This is a genomic window from Paenibacillus tepidiphilus (assembly GCF_008635795.1).
In the GTDB taxonomy this organism is placed as follows: Bacteria; Bacillota; Bacilli; order Paenibacillales; family Paenibacillaceae; genus Paenibacillus_AQ; species Paenibacillus_AQ tepidiphilus.
Map to the genome: position 1 here is coordinate 142,589 of NZ_VWRQ01000012.1, position 18,010 is coordinate 160,598.

Annotated in this window: 19 protein-coding genes; 3 read left to right on the top strand and 16 right to left on the bottom strand. The window is 43.7% G+C overall.

What is annotated here, in order from left to right; genetic code table 11:
* The first annotated feature begins 7 nt into the window (after positions 1-7).
* On the top strand, positions 8-529 hold the full coding sequence (locus tag F1379_RS16685) for a hypothetical protein (RefSeq protein WP_068723302.1): 522 nt from the start codon (positions 8-10) through the stop codon (positions 527-529).
* Between the two features lie 77 nt (positions 530-606).
* Here the strand turns inward: F1379_RS16685 and F1379_RS16690 are convergent, their stop codons facing one another.
* The 7 genes from F1379_RS16690 to F1379_RS16720 form a co-directional block, all read right to left on the bottom strand.
* Positions 607-2,274, bottom strand: coding sequence for a multicopper oxidase family protein (locus F1379_RS16690; RefSeq protein ID WP_150271799.1), 1,668 nt, complete (start codon positions 2,272-2,274; stop codon positions 607-609).
* A gap of 86 nt (positions 2,275-2,360) precedes the next feature.
* Positions 2,361-2,966, bottom strand: a complete 606-nt coding sequence (locus tag F1379_RS16695; protein ID WP_150271801.1) for a hypothetical protein — start codon at positions 2,964-2,966, stop codon at positions 2,361-2,363.
* Positions 2,963-3,340 carry a hypothetical protein gene (locus F1379_RS16700; RefSeq protein WP_150271803.1) on the bottom strand — a complete coding sequence of 126 codons (378 nt, stop codon included), beginning with the start codon at positions 3,338-3,340 and terminating at the stop codon, positions 2,963-2,965. Before F1379_RS16700 ends, F1379_RS16695 begins: the two co-directional genes overlap by 4 nt.
* Before the next feature lie 4 nt (positions 3,341-3,344).
* Positions 3,345-3,644 carry a hypothetical protein gene (locus tag F1379_RS16705; RefSeq protein WP_068723309.1) on the bottom strand — a complete coding sequence of 100 codons (300 nt, stop codon included), beginning with the start codon at positions 3,642-3,644 and terminating at the stop codon, positions 3,345-3,347.
* Between the two features lie 30 nt (positions 3,645-3,674).
* Positions 3,675-4,139, bottom strand: a complete 465-nt coding sequence (locus tag F1379_RS16710; RefSeq protein ID WP_068723311.1) for a cytochrome b/b6 domain-containing protein — start codon at positions 4,137-4,139, stop codon at positions 3,675-3,677.
* A 21-nt stretch (positions 4,140-4,160) separates the two neighbouring features.
* A complete protein-coding gene (locus F1379_RS16715) occupies positions 4,161-4,736 on the bottom strand; it encodes a hypothetical protein (protein ID WP_150271806.1) in 576 nt (191 codons plus the stop codon).
* A gap of 17 nt (positions 4,737-4,753) precedes the next feature.
* Positions 4,754-5,641, bottom strand: a complete 888-nt coding sequence (locus tag F1379_RS16720; protein WP_150271808.1) for a hypothetical protein — start codon at positions 5,639-5,641, stop codon at positions 4,754-4,756.
* A 191-nt stretch (positions 5,642-5,832) separates the two neighbouring features.
* On the opposite strand from F1379_RS16720, the gene F1379_RS16725 reads away from it, so the two are divergent.
* Positions 5,833-7,089, top strand: coding sequence for a hypothetical protein (locus F1379_RS16725; protein WP_068723316.1), 1,257 nt, complete (start codon positions 5,833-5,835; stop codon positions 7,087-7,089).
* 57 nt (positions 7,090-7,146) lie between these two features.
* On the opposite strand, the gene F1379_RS16730 is transcribed toward F1379_RS16725, so the two are convergent.
* The 7 genes from F1379_RS16730 to F1379_RS16760 form a co-directional block, all read right to left on the bottom strand.
* The gene (locus tag F1379_RS16730; protein WP_054940736.1) at positions 7,147-7,332 is read right to left on the bottom strand and encodes a hypothetical protein; all 186 of its coding nucleotides are present in this window, start codon (positions 7,330-7,332) and stop codon (positions 7,147-7,149) included.
* A gap of 236 nt (positions 7,333-7,568) precedes the next feature.
* The gene (locus tag F1379_RS16735; protein ID WP_068724072.1) at positions 7,569-7,919 is read right to left on the bottom strand and encodes a four-helix bundle copper-binding protein; all 351 of its coding nucleotides are present in this window, start codon (positions 7,917-7,919) and stop codon (positions 7,569-7,571) included.
* A 1,068-nt stretch (positions 7,920-8,987) separates the two neighbouring features.
* Entirely contained in the window at positions 8,988-11,417 is a 2,430-nt protein-coding gene (locus F1379_RS16740) for a heavy metal translocating P-type ATPase (RefSeq protein WP_150271810.1), read from the bottom strand.
* Positions 11,418-11,497: 80 nt separating this feature from the next.
* Positions 11,498-11,698 (bottom strand): copper ion binding protein, encoded by a 201-nt coding sequence (locus tag F1379_RS16745; RefSeq protein ID WP_054940735.1) that lies wholly within the window; start codon positions 11,696-11,698, stop codon positions 11,498-11,500.
* A gap of 24 nt (positions 11,699-11,722) precedes the next feature.
* Positions 11,723-12,040: a metal-sensitive transcriptional regulator gene (locus F1379_RS16750; protein WP_054940734.1), complete on the bottom strand. Its 318-nt coding sequence runs from the start codon at positions 12,038-12,040 to the stop codon at positions 11,723-11,725.
* A 436-nt stretch (positions 12,041-12,476) separates the two neighbouring features.
* On the bottom strand, positions 12,477-14,153 hold the full coding sequence (locus F1379_RS16755) for a methyl-accepting chemotaxis protein (RefSeq protein WP_150271813.1): 1,677 nt from the start codon (positions 14,151-14,153) through the stop codon (positions 12,477-12,479).
* 433 nt (positions 14,154-14,586) lie between these two features.
* On the bottom strand, positions 14,587-15,027 hold the full coding sequence (locus F1379_RS16760) for a DUF4175 domain-containing protein (protein WP_150271815.1): 441 nt from the start codon (positions 15,025-15,027) through the stop codon (positions 14,587-14,589).
* 177 nt (positions 15,028-15,204) lie between these two features.
* Between F1379_RS16760 and F1379_RS16765 the strand changes: the two genes are divergently transcribed.
* Positions 15,205-15,798: a hypothetical protein gene (locus F1379_RS16765; protein WP_150271817.1), complete on the top strand. Its 594-nt coding sequence runs from the start codon at positions 15,205-15,207 to the stop codon at positions 15,796-15,798.
* 296 nt (positions 15,799-16,094) lie between these two features.
* On the opposite strand, the gene lgt is transcribed toward F1379_RS16765, so the two are convergent.
* Positions 16,095-16,880, bottom strand: coding sequence for a prolipoprotein diacylglyceryl transferase (lgt, locus tag F1379_RS16770; RefSeq protein WP_150271819.1), 786 nt, complete (start codon positions 16,878-16,880; stop codon positions 16,095-16,097).
* 21 nt (positions 16,881-16,901) lie between these two features.
* Entirely contained in the window at positions 16,902-18,008 is a 1,107-nt protein-coding gene (locus tag F1379_RS16775; protein ID WP_150271821.1) for a YncE family protein, read from the bottom strand.
* Between the last annotated feature and the right edge of the window lie 2 nt (positions 18,009-18,010).

Consider the following 18,010-nt stretch of genomic DNA (forward strand, 5'->3'; position numbering starts at 1 on the left):
ACAAGACATGGAGATTTCCAGATCGCAGGCAGTGGAGCGCAAGCTAACGATTCATCTACCCGAACACACTTCCCAGAGAGTTATTGACTTTCTTGTTGACCTGGAGCATTTGGATAAGTCCCTTTTTCAAAGTAAAATCGCAGCTATATTCATCGAATCCATTGAACGATCCATAGCTGTGACAAAGCCGAGTGTGACGATTCCACTACCGGAGTATCTTGGAAAAGACCACCTGGAATGGATTCAACATCCCTTCACCAAGCAGTTATTAACCAGTTGGTTGCTACAGCTTATCAAAGATGTTCCTGATGCTGTAACTCGAAGTCATTCCAGCTGCAATATAACAAATGAAGTGACGGTAAACCAGGGTGCACACCCCCCATCCAGTGATTCTTCTGTACTAGAATGTGCAGAACTAGAATTTGCAGAAAAAACCGCCCCTGATAAAAGCGGCACGAATACACCCCCTTTTCAGATCACAAATCCGTATCATGCCAAGTTAGTGGGGTTCTTTTTAGATGGTGAATGAAGCAGAGGGTGCAAGAACTTACTAAAGTTCTTACACCCTCTTCACTTTTTATGGGGGAATATTTATGAATCACTCTTTTATTCAGGTTTATTCCCTTCAGAGGAACTCGGCGTGTAGGTGGACTTGTAATCCGTATAGATCAATTTCTGAACCATTCCTCCCGCTGCATGATGAAGCTCATGACAGTGAATCAACCAGTTACCAGGATTGTCTGCTTTGAAGACTAAAACAATCTTTTCCCCTGGTTTGACCAGCACGGTATCTTTCATAATCGTACCCCTAACCACTTCCCCATTTCGCTCGATCACTTGAGCAAAATGACCATGGATATGAATGGGATGGTCTACTGTATCGTCATTTTGAAGCGTCAATTGAACATAATCCCCCGTCTTGACCTGAAGTGCAGGAAGATCCTTGAAGACCTGATCATTGATCGTGTACTGTTGCTCATTCCCATTCATTCTAGAATTTAAAATGGCGGTATACTCCACTGCAAAAGAACTGACCGTTCGCAAATCCGTATTTACCTGTTTTCCATATTGCAGCAAATTGAAAACCGGTATATTTTCATGCTGGATCTTGCTGATTACTCCATTACTTCCGGCGACTTTTACCGGGATCACCAACTGATCGTTATACATATTATTGTCATGTGCATCCAGCGTAAAGTCTTCGTTATTCTTGATGGTCATGTCTATATCGTACCGTTCCCCTGGCGCCACCGTAACCATTTGGTTATTCAGTACTCCAGGTTCAGCTATATCCTGACCATCTGAGCTGACAACTTTAAATTCTCCGGGAATATGAATGGCGTGCGAGCGATACCCGGCATTTATCAAACGTAAGCGAATCGTATCCCCTACCTTGGTCGTCAAGGGATCAATTAAGGAACCCGACTTCCCATTAACCGTGTAAATGTTATACATCGTGGCCATCATCTCTTCTTCGCTCATCGCTTGAGATGAAGAGCCACGAACGCTGTGGCTGGAGGTTTCCTGCTCTTCCATCCATTCGTCTAAGAGGAGAGTCACATCTTGATCCGGTTTAGGCTCTGATTTGGGTTCCACGATCAGTGCGCCGTAAAGTCCTTTGTCTACTTGCTTGGAGCTTTCCTGATGAGAATGATACCAGTAGGTACCCGGTATATCGGCCGAGAAGCGGTATGTGAAGGTTTCTCCAGGGTTCACTGCCTCCTGTGTCACCCCGGGGACGCCATCCGCCTCTGAGGTGACTGGGTAACCGTGCCAGTGAATGGATACCGGCTCCTCCAGTTCATTCTTCAAGGTAACAACCACAAAATCCCCTTGTGTGACTCTAATTTCCTGCCCTGGAACGGTGCCATTAAATGTCCATAGAGGCAGCGTTATCCCTTCAGCAATGGTCAAAGTACGGTTCATGGCCGTGAGAGAAAACCCTTTTACCGGCTGGCCCTCTTTTGGTTCCAGCGCCGTAGGCTCACTTGAAGGGGCAGTCGTGTTTTCTGGCCCAGGAGTAACGGGCAATGTCGGTGTAGGTACTATAGCAGTCGGAGTCGAACTTGGTACAGATGTTTCCTCCTCCGTTACATTTGTAGATATGCCATGCGCACTATGATCCATGGATGACATATCATCCTCCGTAGCTTGGGGAGCCATGCCGGTTGAGTTCTGACCAGCTGCAGAGGTTCCATTCATATAAAGGCCGGCTGCCGTTCCACCAAGAATCAATGCAAAGAAAAGCAACCATACCAAACTTCTGTTGCTCAATCTGTCTTCCTCCTATTCAAAGATAGATGATTTAAAAAAGCAGCGTTCGGTCAATAAAGACGAACGCTGCTCCGTTCCCGCTTAAATTACATCATGCCCATGCCGCCGCTGCTGCTGCTTCCGCTACTGCCGCCGCCCATGTTCATATCCATATCATCATCCATCATACCTCCAGAACCGCTCATACCGCCGGACGACCCCATATTCATGTTGGATTGTGACTGCATACCGTTCATATATTGCTGCTGCATCATCATCATATCTTGCTGAAGCTGATTCATGCGCTGCATCACTTCATTCATCTGGTCCATGTTGACCGTCCCGTTGACCGTTCCATTCACCGTCCCGCTCATATTCCCCATCGTACCTGTCGCGTTTGCAGTGCCGTTTACGTGCACACTATGTTGATCATTTGTAGAAGATGCTGCAGTCGGATTTGTTACATTGAGCAGTACTACAGAAATGATAAGTCCGAAAAACGAAAATACCGCCAGTTTTAACCAACCACTACTTTTCATTATTGTCATTCCTCCAAATTTGCTAGAAGTTGTAGTTCCTTTTTGCCCCCGGCTCTCGCTGATATAGCCAACTGTTTTTTTTACCATCTCATAGACAGTAAAAATGAGCCCGGCTGAAAGCAAGATCAGTAAAACGGCCATGTACAGATTGCCAAATGAACCTAGAACATTCATTTCCTTTTCCTCCCGTTTAACGGCTTCGGCCATACGATCGCAAGAAATACTGTTCCGGCAATAATCATTGGCATTGTTAGAAGAAGCAACGCAGTGGTGACGATATGAATGGTGTACAGTTTTCCCTGTTGATCATGGTGGCCCTCATGCTGGCTGTTCCCATTCCCCGCTCCTGCTGCCATCCCTTCGTTTGTAAACAGATCAGGGATCGTAGCCTTGGATAAACTTTCGTTCTTCATCATATCGGCCATTGATGCGTCCATTTTAGCTGCATTCTCCGTGCGGTTTCCCCAGGATAGGGCAACCACGAGCACCGAAATGACAGCAAAAACGGCGGTGAGTTGCCAGAACGGCATTTTCTGCTTTTTAAACATGGTTTTACACCTTTCTTCTGCACCGTACGTACACTCCAGCCGCTATACTTATAGACAATAACGGAAAGGCAAAAGCGATGCTCTGGTTCATTAGACTGTGTATGTTTGTGTCCTCTTTCACTTGCATCGACAGCCCCATCAGAGAGGAATCCATGGCCTTCATCATGCCCATCATAAACTGCATCACCTCTTGTTCTGTAGGTCCAAACCTGAACATGGAAATGAGTATGGCGGCAAGAGCGAAGAAGAACGAGGTGGTTACAAACCAGATGAATAGCTTGAACCACTTTTTTTGCATCCACATGATAAAGGCCCTCTCTCCCTTGAGCAATCATTATTTAGGTTTCGCAGCCCTTTTTTTAGGCCATGTTAGCGCATGGGTTTTCATGTAAATGTGCCAGATCACGCTTGCTACAGCCAGATAAGTCAGTTTTTCATGAATCCAAAGTGAAAACGCGGTAGCTGCATGATTGCTGTCCATAAAGAGCCAAATAATCGCACCGGTAATGATGAAGATGAGTGTTGTGATGAAGGTGAACAGTCCATACCCGGATGGCCCGAACACAAGCCAAGGCTTTTTGGTTTTATCCCGGCGAAGAATGCGGATGATCTCGTACATCATCACAATGAAAGTGAGCAGTACATACACGATAGCAGCTATCCGGTGTACGATATCCGCCATCGCGATATCATATTGCATCAACCAGCCATACTTGGCTCCAGCCATAGCGATTCCACTAAGGGCCAGTACCGAGAATACCAGCGCCCAGAGCCAATGGAGGATAAAATCAAACTTCATAAACGATCACCTGCGATTCATTTAGTCTTTTTTCGTTTCGCCATCCGGCGTTACATCTGTGCGATTCGTTTTTGGTTCCGCACCTGTTGTGAGAACCGCACCATTCGTTGCATTGATTGTAGACTGGCTTACATTTTGCTTAACATAGTTATACAGGAAAGCAATCAAAGCGATGACAAACAGAATAGTCAGCAGTTTTACAAAAAACGTTAATATGCCGGCCACACTCCAAGAACCTACAATGCCCATTCCACCAGCGCTAAATCCGCCATTCAGAACGATGCCCAGCAGATACAGAACGACTATGACACCAATAAGCGTGGTTGCCAGAACGAAAATGGTCTTAAGCATAGGATCATTACCGACTACGGTCTTGGCTTTGCTATAGGATTCCTTAAAGTACTTGTTTTTTAACCAAATGGCGAGACCAACCACCAGACTGAGAACCAGAGCCACCAAAAGCAGCTGGGTCACCGTTCCCAGAATGCCGGAAATGACGCTTCCTGTACCCGCAACGCCTTCCATTTCCATCCCTTGATAATTTCCGGTGTAGTTCAGCGTTCCTTGCGTTCCTCCGGACATATTCATATCCATCATGTTACTTCCTCCTTAAGTTAAAGGTGATTTTCGGCACTGGCCGTTTCCGGACGGGGGGTTAGTATACTGCCGATCACGCCAACGAGTGCGACTACCAACAAAATTGTAAAGATACCCACGATCAGGATCATGAGACTTGGATTGCCAAGTCCATTGAAGATGCTGTTGTCTAGATTGGAGTTACTTGCGGCAAGCACATTCTGGGCTTGTGAGACGGTCTGTTGAATCTGCAGCTCGACCCACTGATTCAGACTGGTAATTCCCATCACCGTCTGGGCCATATCATAGATGGCTCTACTCGTTTCCTGCATATTATTGCTACCCATCATTCCTGTTCCATTTAGGAGAATACCATTCTTAGCTTCATTGAGCTTTGTATTCACCTCGCTAAGCGTCTTTTGGCTTTGTAGCAGCAGGTTATAACGGAACTGATACGTCTCATACGTCGGGTTTGCCGATTCAGTAAACCCCATTCCGTTATCCAGGGTTTGCTCCAGCTGTGCTAATAAATACACACTTTCTGATAAGGAGTAAATGCCCTTTTGAACTTGAATTGATCCAGGCACCGCTTGTTGTGAGGCAGTTCCTCCTGTTTCACCGTCGTTAACAGAAGACCCATTTAATACGGCTTCTGACGGATACGCCATCATATTGTTAGCCATTTGTTTCATCGATTGCTGGGCTGCAGATACTCTTTCCCTCAGCGTGGTGACTGGGTTAGTGGATGTTCCTTCGGGCGCAACGGACGCCGAATGCTGACTATGGACATTCGAATTTGTTGTCGAGGTACTTAGACTGTTCCACGAGATTAATCCTTTATCGTTGGCATACCAACCGATATAACCTAAACTTGCTACAATGATGACAAGGAGAAGGAAGCCAATCGTGCTGCGTAATGCTTTCAACCTTTTTCACCTCCTTTAATATTAATGTTATTTGTTTTCGTTGATGTAGCCTAAGGATACCAACTGACTTTGGGGAAAGTATGTAGAATTGATGGGCATAACATGTTTTTATAACGAACAAATCGCACAGCAACTCTGTTAAATCGACATTATAATCCTAGATATGATTTGAATATGGGGGCGACTTCGACATGAACCGAGAGTTACAGCAGCTTATTTTAGATTATAAAACTGACCAGGAATCGGTATACCACACCTGGTTTTTAAACAACAGCGATCGGTTAAAGGCTTTTCGGACCATTAAAACCGGTGTGAACGATGTTATAAAAGCGATTGAGGCACGATTTTTTGGAAACGACTTTAAGGGCTCTCCACTGGAGGATGTTCTTGCGGCGATTTGTGAACAAAAACAAGTTTTTGAAGGTGCTGCACACGCGTTTTACTGGAAACCTAAACTGCGTATTCCCGACATTTATGAAAATGAAGAGAACCAGCTGGCTTTTGGCCGATTTTTGAAGGCCGTGTTACAAGCCTCTGACGAAAAACAATTGTTGACCGAGATTGTGAAACTGGATCAATACCATATCAAAGGCCTTGGTCCTGCGGTAGCTAATATCTTGTATTTTTTGCATCCTACACTTTTCCCCCCGTTCAACACAGCCATCGTGAATGGGTTTAACTCCCTGCTGGATCGTAAGATAAAGCTCGGCTCCTGGCCGGCTTACTTGGAGATGCGCGAGACATTGCTGGACATCAACACGGCTTACCGCTCATCCTTATCCAAGGACCTGGGCGCCATTTCCGGCTTATTGTTTGAAATAGGCACCGGGCGCTTGATTGTTAGCGGGAATGCTGAGGCGTTTCTTCAAGAGGAGGAAAAGAAACGGGAAAAGGGGCGGTATAAGCGGCATCTGGAGGTGCTGAATGATACTAACGAAGAAAGTGAACATTCCGAAATGCAGCTGTATTTGGCGAGACTGGGACGGTCCTTTGGGTACAACGTCTGGATCGCCCAGAACGATCATCAGAGACAATGGCAGGACGAGCCTCTAGGGCGGTATTCTCTTTCTGTATTTCCAGCCATGGATCTCCCTAAATCTATTGCGGATACAATCGCTTTTATCGATGTTCTTTGGCTCAATGAACATAATGAGATTGTATCGGGATTTGAAGTTGAAAAGAGCACCTCCATCTACTCCGGCATTCTCAGGCTGCATGACTTATCATTATCCGTAGGAAATGCAACGTCCAGGTTGTATCTGATTTGCCCGGATAAACGGGAAAAAGAAGTGCGTGCACAACTGCTTCGTCCTTCTTTGCAACAAACGCAGTGCGGCCCTATCTCATACATTCGTTTTTCGGATTTACGAAACGACTGTAACGCCATGTGCAAATACGGAAAATCGGTTGAAGCGCTCGACGCCATTTCGAACATCTGTACTTGTTAAAGCAAAAAGGAACTGATGGGATCAGTTCCTTTTTCCATAATGATCATTTTATAAAACTTAGCGTAAGCTGGAAAGTTCTCGTTTTAATTGTTCATTCTGTACCGCTGCCTCGAAATAGTCTGCGTGAATGGTCCAATCCGTTTCTATTTGTTTAGAGATTACTTTATTCACTGTCTTTTCCCCAAACAAAACCGATCCTATACTTAACGGCACTATATATACCCGATTCCATGACCATGCCATTGCCTTATTCCTCCTCTGAATTCTTAAATGTGTAATCTTTGATTGACTTTATTTTAAGAGATTAATATGTAAGATTCGTGTTCTTTATTTGAGTTTTGTGTGTGATTTTGCTCATAAGGGAGAAAACACCCTCCAACTGCTTAAATAAAATCCGATGCACACCAATACACCTAACCTAAAAAAGCAGGGTATCTCTTGAATTCGAGATACTCCTGCTCGATGTTTCATTGCACTCGTTACGCTCTTGCCATCTGCCGACAAGCTTCTGCACATTCGCGGCAGAATTTTGCGCATTCTTGACAATGGGCATCTTTAAACGCTTCACAATCTTTGGCGCATGCTTCGCAAACCATGGCACACAGCTCGCAACTTGCCTTCGCAAACATACTGTCTCTGCTCATTAATTGAGCTGCCTGAAGGCAGATTTCTGCGCAATCGTTCAGCATCTTGATCATTGAGGTTCTTGCTTGAACATCAGTCTCTTTTAGGCATGCTGAAAAACATTCTTCGCAAGCCTGTGCACATTTTAGGCAGGCTTCAATACAATGCGTATAGTGCTTTGGAGTAGCGGAGTTGGCAAGTAACATTTTCATTCCCTCTCTTTTCATTATTTGAATGTTGTTTGATCGTTAGTTATTATCTAAATAAAGACCAAATATATACACGTACACGTCCGGAGACTCCGCTTTCTAATAATGCGATTGAATTGCTCTATGATCCAGAGTTATACGTACTCAGATTAACGAATCCAAGCATTACCTTTGATTTACTACGAACTTGAGCCATCTAGGGGATAATAGCTTAAATTCTCATCGGTAAGATGCTAAAGACATTCCTAAAAGGTGTTAGAATCGCAGATAACGATGAATTAGTAAAAACAGCTTATTAGCTTACAGGGCAAATGATTCCCTGATTGAAATACACTTTATGAATGCCATGCACGACAAACAGCGCCATGCCTCGTCATTCTATTTTATGTATAGTGGTTTCTGACCGCAGACCTCAGTATCGGCCAGCAACATATGAGAATGTGCTCATTGACAACTAGCATTTTTTCGCTTATGCCGAACAGTTAACCATGGGCCACCTCAACGGGAAATATCTCAGAAAGAGGGAAACTGGGATTGGCCTCTCTTTAAAATCAAAAGTGATTTGATTTCGATCCCATAGGGGTAATCCTAACGTAATCCGAAGGGGCACTGCCATATTCCTCGTAAGGTGTTGAACCCATAGAAAAACCGTTCGATTTATTTTTTTCAAAGGACTCTCGCTAAATATAACGGGTCTCCATAGGGTATGTTTGCGTAAACAACCGGACTTTCGTTTTGAAATAGTGCTCCAAATTACGGTGATAATACAAATACTCATGCTGCTTGTATGAGAATATTTTTGAGAACAGTTTGAAGATTTATACGTACTTACTCCTGATCGTGTTGTTTGAACGTACAATGTACGGTGACCAATGTAGTGAGGATGGTTATAGAATAGATTTACCCTTCGTTAGATTCGAAAAAAGCAATACGTTAGGTAGATCACACCACATTACAACCTCAAAGTGTAGTTGTTAAAAAATGATAAGGGGAGACGATTGAAAGGGCATGATCCATTATTGGATTATACCCTTCTTCTCTTCTCCCCAATATAATACAATAAGTTTACAATTTAACACGCTGCAACCGAAGCGCATTCAGAACCACAGAAACTGAACTTAATGCCATAGCTGCTCCAGCAACCCAAGGTGCAAGCAAACCAATCGCCGCTATCGGGATACCGATAGAATTATACGCAAGCGCCCAGAACAGGTTTTGCCGAATATTCCCCATCGTTTTTCGACTCATATAGATCGCATCCGGAATACTATTGAGATCTCCTCGCATGAGAGTTACGTCAGCAGCTTCCATCGCTACATCTGTTCCTGTACCCATCGCCATTCCAATATCCGCCATGGCAAGGGCGGGAGCATCATTGATGCCGTCTCCGACCATTGCGACTTTTTTCCCTTGAGCCTGTAATTTCTTTACTTCATCTGCTTTACCTTCGGGGAGAACTTCAGCCAATACACGCGTAATTCCAACCTGCTTGGCAATTGCTTCAGCTGTTCGCTGGTTATCACCCGTAATCATAATGACTTCGATCCCCATGTCCTTAAGCCGTTTAACAGCCTGTGCCGAGGTTTCCTTAATGGTATCTGCAACCGCTACTATACCGGCATACTGCTGATCTACGGCAATCAGCATGGCTGTTTTGCCTGCCTGCTCCAGTTGGTCCATCTGATCTTGCGCATGATTGATGGACACTTGAAACTGAGCCATGAGTTTTCTCGTACCCACGAGAATTTCCTTGCCCATCACATTTGCCTTAATACCATGCCCAGGTATCGCTTCAAACGTGTCCGTTCTCGGCAATTGGATACCCTTAGCGATAATCCCAGCAACTATAGCTTCAGCCAGAGGATGCTCGGAGTTCTTCTCTGCCGCGCCGACAAGGGCCAGCAGATCTGTTTCCATCCAGCCGGAAACCACGACGTCAGTCAGTTCCGGTTTGCCTTTTGTCACCGTTCCGGTTTTATCTAAGATGATGGTATTAATGCGGTGGGTAGCTTCTAGGTGTTCACCGCCTTTAAACAGGATTCCCGACTCTGCGGCTCTTCCTGAACCTGCCATAATGGAAGTCGGTGTCGCAAGTCCCAGGGCACAAGGACAAGCAATGACGAGTATCGCAATCGCAATCTCCAGTGCGTTTGCAAACTCTCCTGGCGTAATCCAAACAAACCAAGCGATAAACGCAAGAACCGAGATCGCTACGACGATCGGAACAAATATACCTGAAATGGCATCTGCTACACGTTGAATAGGAGCTTTGGAACCTTGGGCCTCTTCAACCACTTTAATAATCTGAGCCAGGGCCGTTTCTTTTCCGACTTTGGTCGCTTGAATTCGAAGTACTCCGTTCTTGTTAATCGTTGCACCAATGACAGGATCTCCCGTTCTTTTCTCAACCGGCAGGCTTTCTCCAGTTAACATAGCCTCATCTACGGAAGAAGCCCCCTCCACCACCTCGCCGTCAACCGGGATTTTCTCCCCTGGTTTTACGATTACGATGTCACCGGCCACGACTTCTTCGACAGGGATAGTCATTTCCTGTCCATCGCGAACAACCAATGCCGTCTTGGCTTGAAGACCCATCAGTGTTTTAATCGCTTCAGACGTTCTTCCTTTGGCAAGAGCCTCGAACAATTTCCCGAGGATGACCAGTGTAATCAAGATAGAGCTGGTCTCATAGTACATTTCCGGTCCATGAGCCCCCGCACCGGCTTGAACCCATTCGAGCGTCAAATAGAGGCTATAGAAGTATGCTGCCGAAGTCCCGAGGGCTACCAGAACGTCCATATTGGCACTTTTATTACGCAGCGCTTTATACGCACCAACATAGAAATGGCCACCGATATAAAATTGAACTGGTGTAGCCAAAATCAGTTGGAACCAAGGGTCCATGAAAATCATAGGCATCCAAATCCAAGATAGGAACGAGAAGTGGCTGATCATGGACCATAGTAATGGTAAAGAGAGAAGGGCTGAAATGATAAACCGTCTTTTTTGTTTAGAGATTTCTTTTTGTTTATGTGCGGAGGCGTCCTGCTGCCCTTCCTTCGGCATGGCCTTATACCCGAGTTGCTCCACCTTTTTTTGCATGTCTTCCAAAGTAACAGTCGCTGGGTCGTACTCGACCCGGGCTGTTTCAAGGGCAAGATTAACATTCGCCGTTACAACACCGGGCATTTTGTTTAATCCCTTTTCAATCCGATTGGCGCAAGCGGCGCATGTCATCCCAGTGATTTGGAAATCCGTGGTTTGCTTTACAGTGCCGTAGCCTAAATGTTCAATCTGTTCTTGCATTTGCGGAATGGTTGCACGTTTGGGATCAAACGTCAAAGTCGCCCGTTCCAAGGCGAAATTCACATTTGCTTCCGTCACCCCATCCATTTTTCTTAATCCTTTCTCGATCCGGTTGGCACAAGCAGCACAAGTCATTCCTGTGATCTGTAAGGTTGTTTGCTCCTCACTTTTAGATATCGTTGAACTCATTATCTATCCCTCCCTCATACCCCCAGGGGGTACATTGTGTTGAAAAAAAGGAGCCATCTTGACGATGGCTGCTTACGGACTTAGACGACATCGTAACCTTGCTCTTCGATGGCATTCTTTATGGCTTCCAAGGATACACTAGATTCATCAAAAACGACCTCAACTGTCTTTTTCTCCAGGTTCACTTTTGCATCAGCCCCAATGTTTTTAACGGCTCCTTCAACACTTTTTACACAATGTCCGCAAGACATTCCTTCTACATGTAATGTTTCGTTCTTCATCTTTCATTCCTCCATATCGTTTGTTTATTTCATTAATTTATTCATGGTAACCAGAATCTCATCAATCACTTCATGTTCGCCGGATTGGATTCGTTCAATAACGCAGCTTTTCATATGACCTTCCAGAACCATTTTCCCTACGCTATTGAGAGCCGACTGAATCGCCGCAATTTGATTTAGAACGTCATCGCAATAGGTATCTTTTTCTATCATCCCTTTAACCCCACGAATTTGACCCTCAATCCGGTTTAACCGGGTCATTAGATTGGCCTTCGTTTGATCAGAATGATGACTTTTTCGATGATGTCCATGAGATGCAGTCTGTTCCACTGATTGTTCCATGTGCCTCACCTCTCACCATCAATATACCATACCCCCCTACCGTATGTAAACAGGGGATTAGGAAGTACTTCATCTCCTTTTTTAGTCTGTTCATTTAACCTCTTTGTTTATGCACCTGTATATAACCTCTGCCTTTTGTAATTTTTGCAGAAACTGCGGTTAATTACAGCCCACAATGATCCTCAGTTTGATCACGATAGACGAAGTCACGGTCTACGGAAACCCTTGAAATCATGTAAATGATAATTGGCTTTTAGCTGAGATAATTATAGTGTGCCTCATATTGATAAGCTTCGCTTGATCGTCTTTCTAATGGGATAGGAATTTGACTTCCTGAACGGCACCATCAAATAAAGACTGTCAAGCCCGTGGTATATATCAACGGGCTTGTTCTATATATCATTAAGGTAAGTCTAGTGATTGGCCGTACATGATGCTACAGTTTGAAGATACGGATAGACTTTAGCAATTGGTCAACCGATTGGGACATGTTTTCAAGAGCCCCTGATATCTGGTTAACCATTTGACTTTGCATATCCGAAGTTTGGACCACACCTTGAATACGAGAAGAAGTGTGTTCGGCAATCGTAGTCACATCCGCAACAGAATCAGAAATGTAGTGAGAATCTGTTGACATTTGTCTTGTTGCTTGATATACATTTTGATTCTGAGAAGCTACATGTTGAGAGGAGATAATGATCTGTTCGAAGGATTTCCCTGCAGAGATTAGGTGCTGGTTCCCCGCTGTTAATTGAGCTAAACTTGTGTTCATCCCTTCGGCTGCTTCACTGGTGATATGTTGAACCTTTTCAATGAGTATTCTTATTTCTTGGGCTGAGTTTTCAGACTGCTCAGCTAGTTTTTTCACTTCATCTGCAACCACAGAAAATCCTCTCCCAGCTTCTCCTGCACGCGCAGCCTCAATGGAAGCATTCAACGACAGCAAATGGGTCTGTGAGGATAAATCGGTAATAACGGTCGCAATGTTCCCGATACTGCCTGAGCTATCCGATAATTGTTGTATTTTACTAGCTACATGTGTGATGGATGCGTTCAAATGGTTGATTACAGAAATGATGCTTAGAAGCCAATCGTTGCCTTGATCCGCATGCACAACCATATTTTCCGATGCACTGGCGACTTGTGATGACCTTTGAACGATTTCTTGTATGCTAATTTGGATATGTTCAACGGCCTCCATACTTTGATTCATGCCCTCAACCTGTTTGGATGCACCTTGGAGTATGGATTGCAAGGTACGATCGATCTCAAGTGATGAATCTCCTACGCCATTGATATGCATTTGAACAACACCAGAAACTTTATGTACCTCATCCGCGGCCTGCTGAGCCTTAGACACTAGTGTATGTAAGTTATGAGTCATTAGATTAAATGCTCTCGAAAGGATACCCAACTCATCCTTAGAAGTGACGGGGATATCTGTGATACTAAGATCGCCATTTGCAACTCGTTCCGCCATGATAGTGACTTGTCTTAAGGGTGCGGTTAATTTCCTTGTGAAAAGAGCGGTGAGGAATAAAGCGATAAGGAGTCCGATCATCATAAATACAATCAAATTTATTTTAAAGCGACTAATTGCCTGATTATACATTTCCTTGCCCATACTAATATGGAAAGCCCCAATTACAGTTCCGTCTGAGGATTTAATGGGTTCATAAACCGCCATTTCGGTTCCATCATGCGCTTCACCTACATACGACTTCCCACCTAAGACGATGGATGTTACGTTCGATTCAAGCATTATTTCTGTGACGCCCATATTATGGCTACCCTTAGACGATGCGGCTACCCCTTTCTCGCCTTTAAAAATTACAATGTCATCACCAGTTAATGCTCCAACGAATAAAGCAACGTCATGATTTCCCTCTATAGAGACCTCGCCCTTAAACAACTTTCCATCCTTCAGCGTCCATTCTCCGGGAAATTTAACATCTAGCAGTGCCGTCGCCAACTTTGTGTTAGACACCATCTTTTGTTCTGCGAGGTGGGTTACCTGGGCATTCATATTCACGATGGCAAAAGTACTGAAGGAAACGATGAGTATGAAAATGAAAAGGCTTATATATAGAATCAGTTTGCTGGATAACTTCATTTCGTTCCTCCACTTTGTTATTTACATGAAGATAGCTCTAGTAAGGCTAGTTAAAAAGGAAGGAGACCGCCACCCCAAGTAAAGAGTGCGCGATCTCTTAGACTGATAGTTATTGATTAGAATAAATCGGTGAAATCTCATTTGATGCAGCACAATCAGTGTTTTTTGTTTCGCATCATTAAAGGCATAAGTACGAGATGTGAAAGCGGGCATAATAACAATACACTATAGGCAAGCATGTTACTTGTTGAACCACTTACATTATTAGCAATGATAAGAATAACGAACAGAACGATCGGAAGTATACAACACATCATCATCATCAGACGATGGGCTGGGCCTTTTTTATGATGATTGTTATGACTGTCATGCTGGTTATGGTTTCCGCAACAGCTCATGAAATAACCTCCTTATACTTTAATCATATAGTCTATTAAATACTTACGCTCTGCCCAGGCATATCTTTCTTATGGTTTCTTTGCATCATTTCATCCATATTGGAATCCCGCATCATCTCATCCATTGGGGTACCTTCCATCATGTCCACCATATCCGGGTTTTTCATCATTTCACTCATGTCTTTATCTTCCATCATTTTTTCCATATCAAGACCATTTATCATTTCGTCCATGCCTGGCTGCTTCATCATTTCAGACATATTGGTATTGCTCATCATATCCGTCATAACTTCATCGTTCATTGTATCGTTCATGTTCGCCGTATGGTGAAAATCTGTCTCTTGCTGTGCTACCTCTTGCTTGGAAGAAACATCCCCTTTGGAGATCTCGGAATCAACTCCTGTAGCGTATACTGCGGAACCGATTCCCAACGTCAGTATAAAAGCACCCAAGCCAGTTAATAATTTCGCATTCATTTCTTTTCGCCTCCTGTAACTCCATGGTACAAGAGATCCTTGTGGAATTTATGTAGCATTTATGGGCTTTTAATGGAGAATACATTTTAATCCTTTCTCATATCACTGTTTGTAGGTAAAGGACACGCTTTACAAGAAGCTTATTCAACCAAACTCACATTAAAAGGAGGGGTTAAAGTGTCATCCTTAGGACTTGCAGTTGTTTTTTATATCTTCATTTTGCTCTGGTCTTTTGTCATTATCCTGCGATTTAGGACGACAGTTACAGAATCGATTCGAATGGTTTCGCCTATGGTAGTCGGGATGATTGTTGGTTTTGGAGGCGGTACTTTTAGTGGCCTCTATATTGCCGGCCCTGTTCTATCTTTGGTGTTAGGTGTCCTTCTAGGGATCTTTTCTGGAAGCATAATAGGAGGGCTGATGGGGTTGGGGGCGTTCTTAAACGGAGCATCGTCTGGGATGATGGCCGGATTAATGGGGGTTATGCTGATACAAATGTTTCCTCAATCAGAATGGAAAGATGTTCTATTCTTTTTTATGGTCGTATCCGGATTCTTGCAATTTGCCCACACTTTATTGTTGCAGCGCTTATCTAGCGAGAACGTAATCAAAGGTACTTTTAAGGTCTTGAGTTCACCGCTATTCATGTTCCTCTTCATTTCAACAGTCCTTATGGTATATGTCACCGTTGCAAATCATAACGATCCTGAACAAGCGAAGCCGCTAGGTTTACAAAAAACGATTCAGAATACGAACCATACAAATCATTAATCTTTGAGGGCCGGGTTCAATGTTCACATAAGATAGCTACCAGACAGTTTTAAAGTGGTAATATGAAGAGTTGGCCTTATATAAAAAAGAGCCACCATGACGTTCCCTTGGTGGCAGATACAACTGTATTGCGTCATAACTGAAGAACACGGCAGAGCCGGTTTAATCCCTTCACCCCAGGCAAATGACTACTAGTTACTTGCGGAGCTATATCAATGATATCAACACTACCTATATGGTAGATCCAAAATAGCTATGCGATAAGCACAAAGGATGTTCTCTTCCACTCATGCACCTTACACCCTATGTACTGTATCTTTCACCTGGTTCCTTGTGAAGAAATAAAGGAACACAGACAGAGAAATAACAAGAATACTCATACTCGTCCACTGACCTGCTGTCCAGCCTAACGCATAACGCGGTGAATCTCCACGCAGAAATTCCATAGAAAACCGGACCAGGGCATACATAATATTATAACTTAAAAATTGTCCACCTTTAGGCAACTTTATATTCTTCAAGACTAGAAGAATACCAAAGACGATTAAGTCAAGCTGACCTTCCCATATTTCAGCAGGCCATAACGGAACTGAACCATAGCGCTCGAAAGCTATAGTCCCTTCTGGATAAACAATTCCGAAGCCAGTCCCGGTCGGGGCCCCAAATGCATCTCCATTTAAAAAGCAGGCAATTCGGCCGACAGCTTGTCCAAATATGATTGCCGGCGCTAGAATATCCGCAAGTCCCCAAAAAGAAATCTTCTCTTTCCGCGCATAATAAGCTGCCGCAATAAAACCACCTATTAACGCTCCCTGGATTGAAATGCCACCATTCCAAATCGCGAATATTTCCCCCAAATGTTTTGAATAATAACCCCACTGAAAAAAGAATACATGCCATATTCTTGCGCCGATTATTGCACTAAATATTACGTAGAAGACTAGATTCAATATATGTTTTTGATAGTTGGTCCCTCGAGCTAAATAATTTGCAACACCTATCGCAAGTAGCACTGCCAACCCTACTATTACGCCATAGGATCTAATCGAAAGTCCTGCAACTTCGAATAAGATTACTCTCAAATCATTTCCTCCTTAGCCTCGTTATGGAGTAATACTGATACCATTCGGAGTCGCGCCTACGTTGATTGTTGTAATCACTTGATTTGTTTCATTATCGATCACTGTTACGGTGTTATCGAACATATTCGTCACAAAGATCTTGCTGCCATCCGGGTTGATGACTACACCATGCGCCCCTGTGCCTGTCTCAGTCGTTGCTGTTACTTGTTTTGTCACGAGATCAATTTTTGAAATGCTATGTGACGGATTTTCTTCTGTACCTTGGTTCGCTATTACGGCATATTTATTATCAGCAGAAATGTATACCTGAGCAGGGCCATTACCGACAGGCACTTTTGTAATGTTAGAAGAATCCAAATCTACTACAGCGGCTGCATTTTCTGCGTTTAATGGAACGACAAGGATTTTTCCATCACTCGTGATTCCCGTCGTTACAGGTGTATTACCTACACTGATTTTTTGTTTTTCATTCATAGCATCCAAGTCCAACACACTTACCGTGTCTTCGGCCATATTTGCTATATAGGCATATTTGCTGTCTGCGGATATTCTAAATCCATGCGGTCCCGTTCCGGTTGGAATGGAATTTACTATTTTTAAGGACTTGGCATCAATTACAGATACATCGTTTCCTTCATTATTCGTAACCAATACATACTTCCCATCATTTGTGAATACAATATGAGCCGGATGAGTCCCGACCTCAACTTTTTGAATTTGTTCGTCTGATGATGTGCTAAAAAAATAAGCATACCCATTCATTTCATGTTCACTTTGCTCGTTCCCTGCTCCCTCTTCCATCTCCCCCATAGTAGGAACCACTGTAACTCCTACCGTTTTCCCATCGGGTGAAATTTGTACGTTATGAACCGAACCGTCAATATCGATCGACTTAATGACTTTGTATGTGGTTGCATCAATTTTAGTAATACTACCACCTTCATCAGCAGTATATAAAATCACTGGTGAGCTATTTTGGGAATTCGAGGTACCGGTAGTAGGTTCAGCATTTGTTGCAGTAGTTGCAGATGGAGTCGGATCTGAATTATTCTTTTGCGCCGATCCACAGGCAGTAATGCTAACACTTAAAATGGCTACGGTGAGGACATTCATCCACTTTTTTCTCATAT

What these genes read in the sequence shown, in the direction of transcription:
- F1379_RS16685 (WP_068723302.1), top strand. Translation starts at nt 8, where the DNA reads ATGGAGATTTCCAGATCGCAGGCAGTGGAGCGCAAGCTAACGATTCAT.
- F1379_RS16745 (WP_054940735.1), bottom strand. Translation starts at nt 11,698, where the DNA reads ATGAAGAACGAAACATTACATGTAGAAGGAATGTCTTGCGGACATTGT.
- F1379_RS16760 (WP_150271815.1), bottom strand. Translation starts at nt 15,027, where the DNA reads ATGAATGCGAAATTATTAACTGGCTTGGGTGCTTTTATACTGACGTTG.
- F1379_RS16750 (WP_054940734.1), bottom strand. Translation starts at nt 12,040, where the DNA reads ATGGAACAATCAGTGGAACAGACTGCATCTCATGGACATCATCGAAAA.
- F1379_RS16775 (WP_150271821.1), bottom strand. Translation starts at nt 18,008, where the DNA reads ATGAGAAAAAAGTGGATGAATGTCCTCACCGTAGCCATTTTAAGTGTT.
- F1379_RS16735 (WP_068724072.1), bottom strand. Translation starts at nt 7,919, where the DNA reads ATGTTACTTGCCAACTCCGCTACTCCAAAGCACTATACGCATTGTATT.
- F1379_RS16700 (WP_150271803.1), bottom strand. Translation starts at nt 3,340, where the DNA reads ATGTTTAAAAAGCAGAAAATGCCGTTCTGGCAACTCACCGCCGTTTTT.
- F1379_RS16705 (WP_068723309.1), bottom strand. Translation starts at nt 3,644, where the DNA reads ATGTGGATGCAAAAAAAGTGGTTCAAGCTATTCATCTGGTTTGTAACC.
- F1379_RS16740 (WP_150271810.1), bottom strand. Translation starts at nt 11,417, where the DNA reads ATGAGTTCAACGATATCTAAAAGTGAGGAGCAAACAACCTTACAGATC.
- F1379_RS16715 (WP_150271806.1), bottom strand. Translation starts at nt 4,736, where the DNA reads ATGATGGATATGAATATGTCCGGAGGAACGCAAGGAACGCTGAACTAC.
- F1379_RS16755 (WP_150271813.1), bottom strand. Translation starts at nt 14,153, where the DNA reads ATGAAGTTATCCAGCAAACTGATTCTATATATAAGCCTTTTCATTTTC.
- F1379_RS16730 (WP_054940736.1), bottom strand. Translation starts at nt 7,332, where the DNA reads ATGGCATGGTCATGGAATCGGGTATATATAGTGCCGTTAAGTATAGGA.
- F1379_RS16695 (WP_150271801.1), bottom strand. Translation starts at nt 2,966, where the DNA reads ATGAATGTTCTAGGTTCATTTGGCAATCTGTACATGGCCGTTTTACTG.
- F1379_RS16725 (WP_068723316.1), top strand. Translation starts at nt 5,833, where the DNA reads ATGAACCGAGAGTTACAGCAGCTTATTTTAGATTATAAAACTGACCAG.
- F1379_RS16710 (WP_068723311.1), bottom strand. Translation starts at nt 4,139, where the DNA reads ATGAAGTTTGATTTTATCCTCCATTGGCTCTGGGCGCTGGTATTCTCG.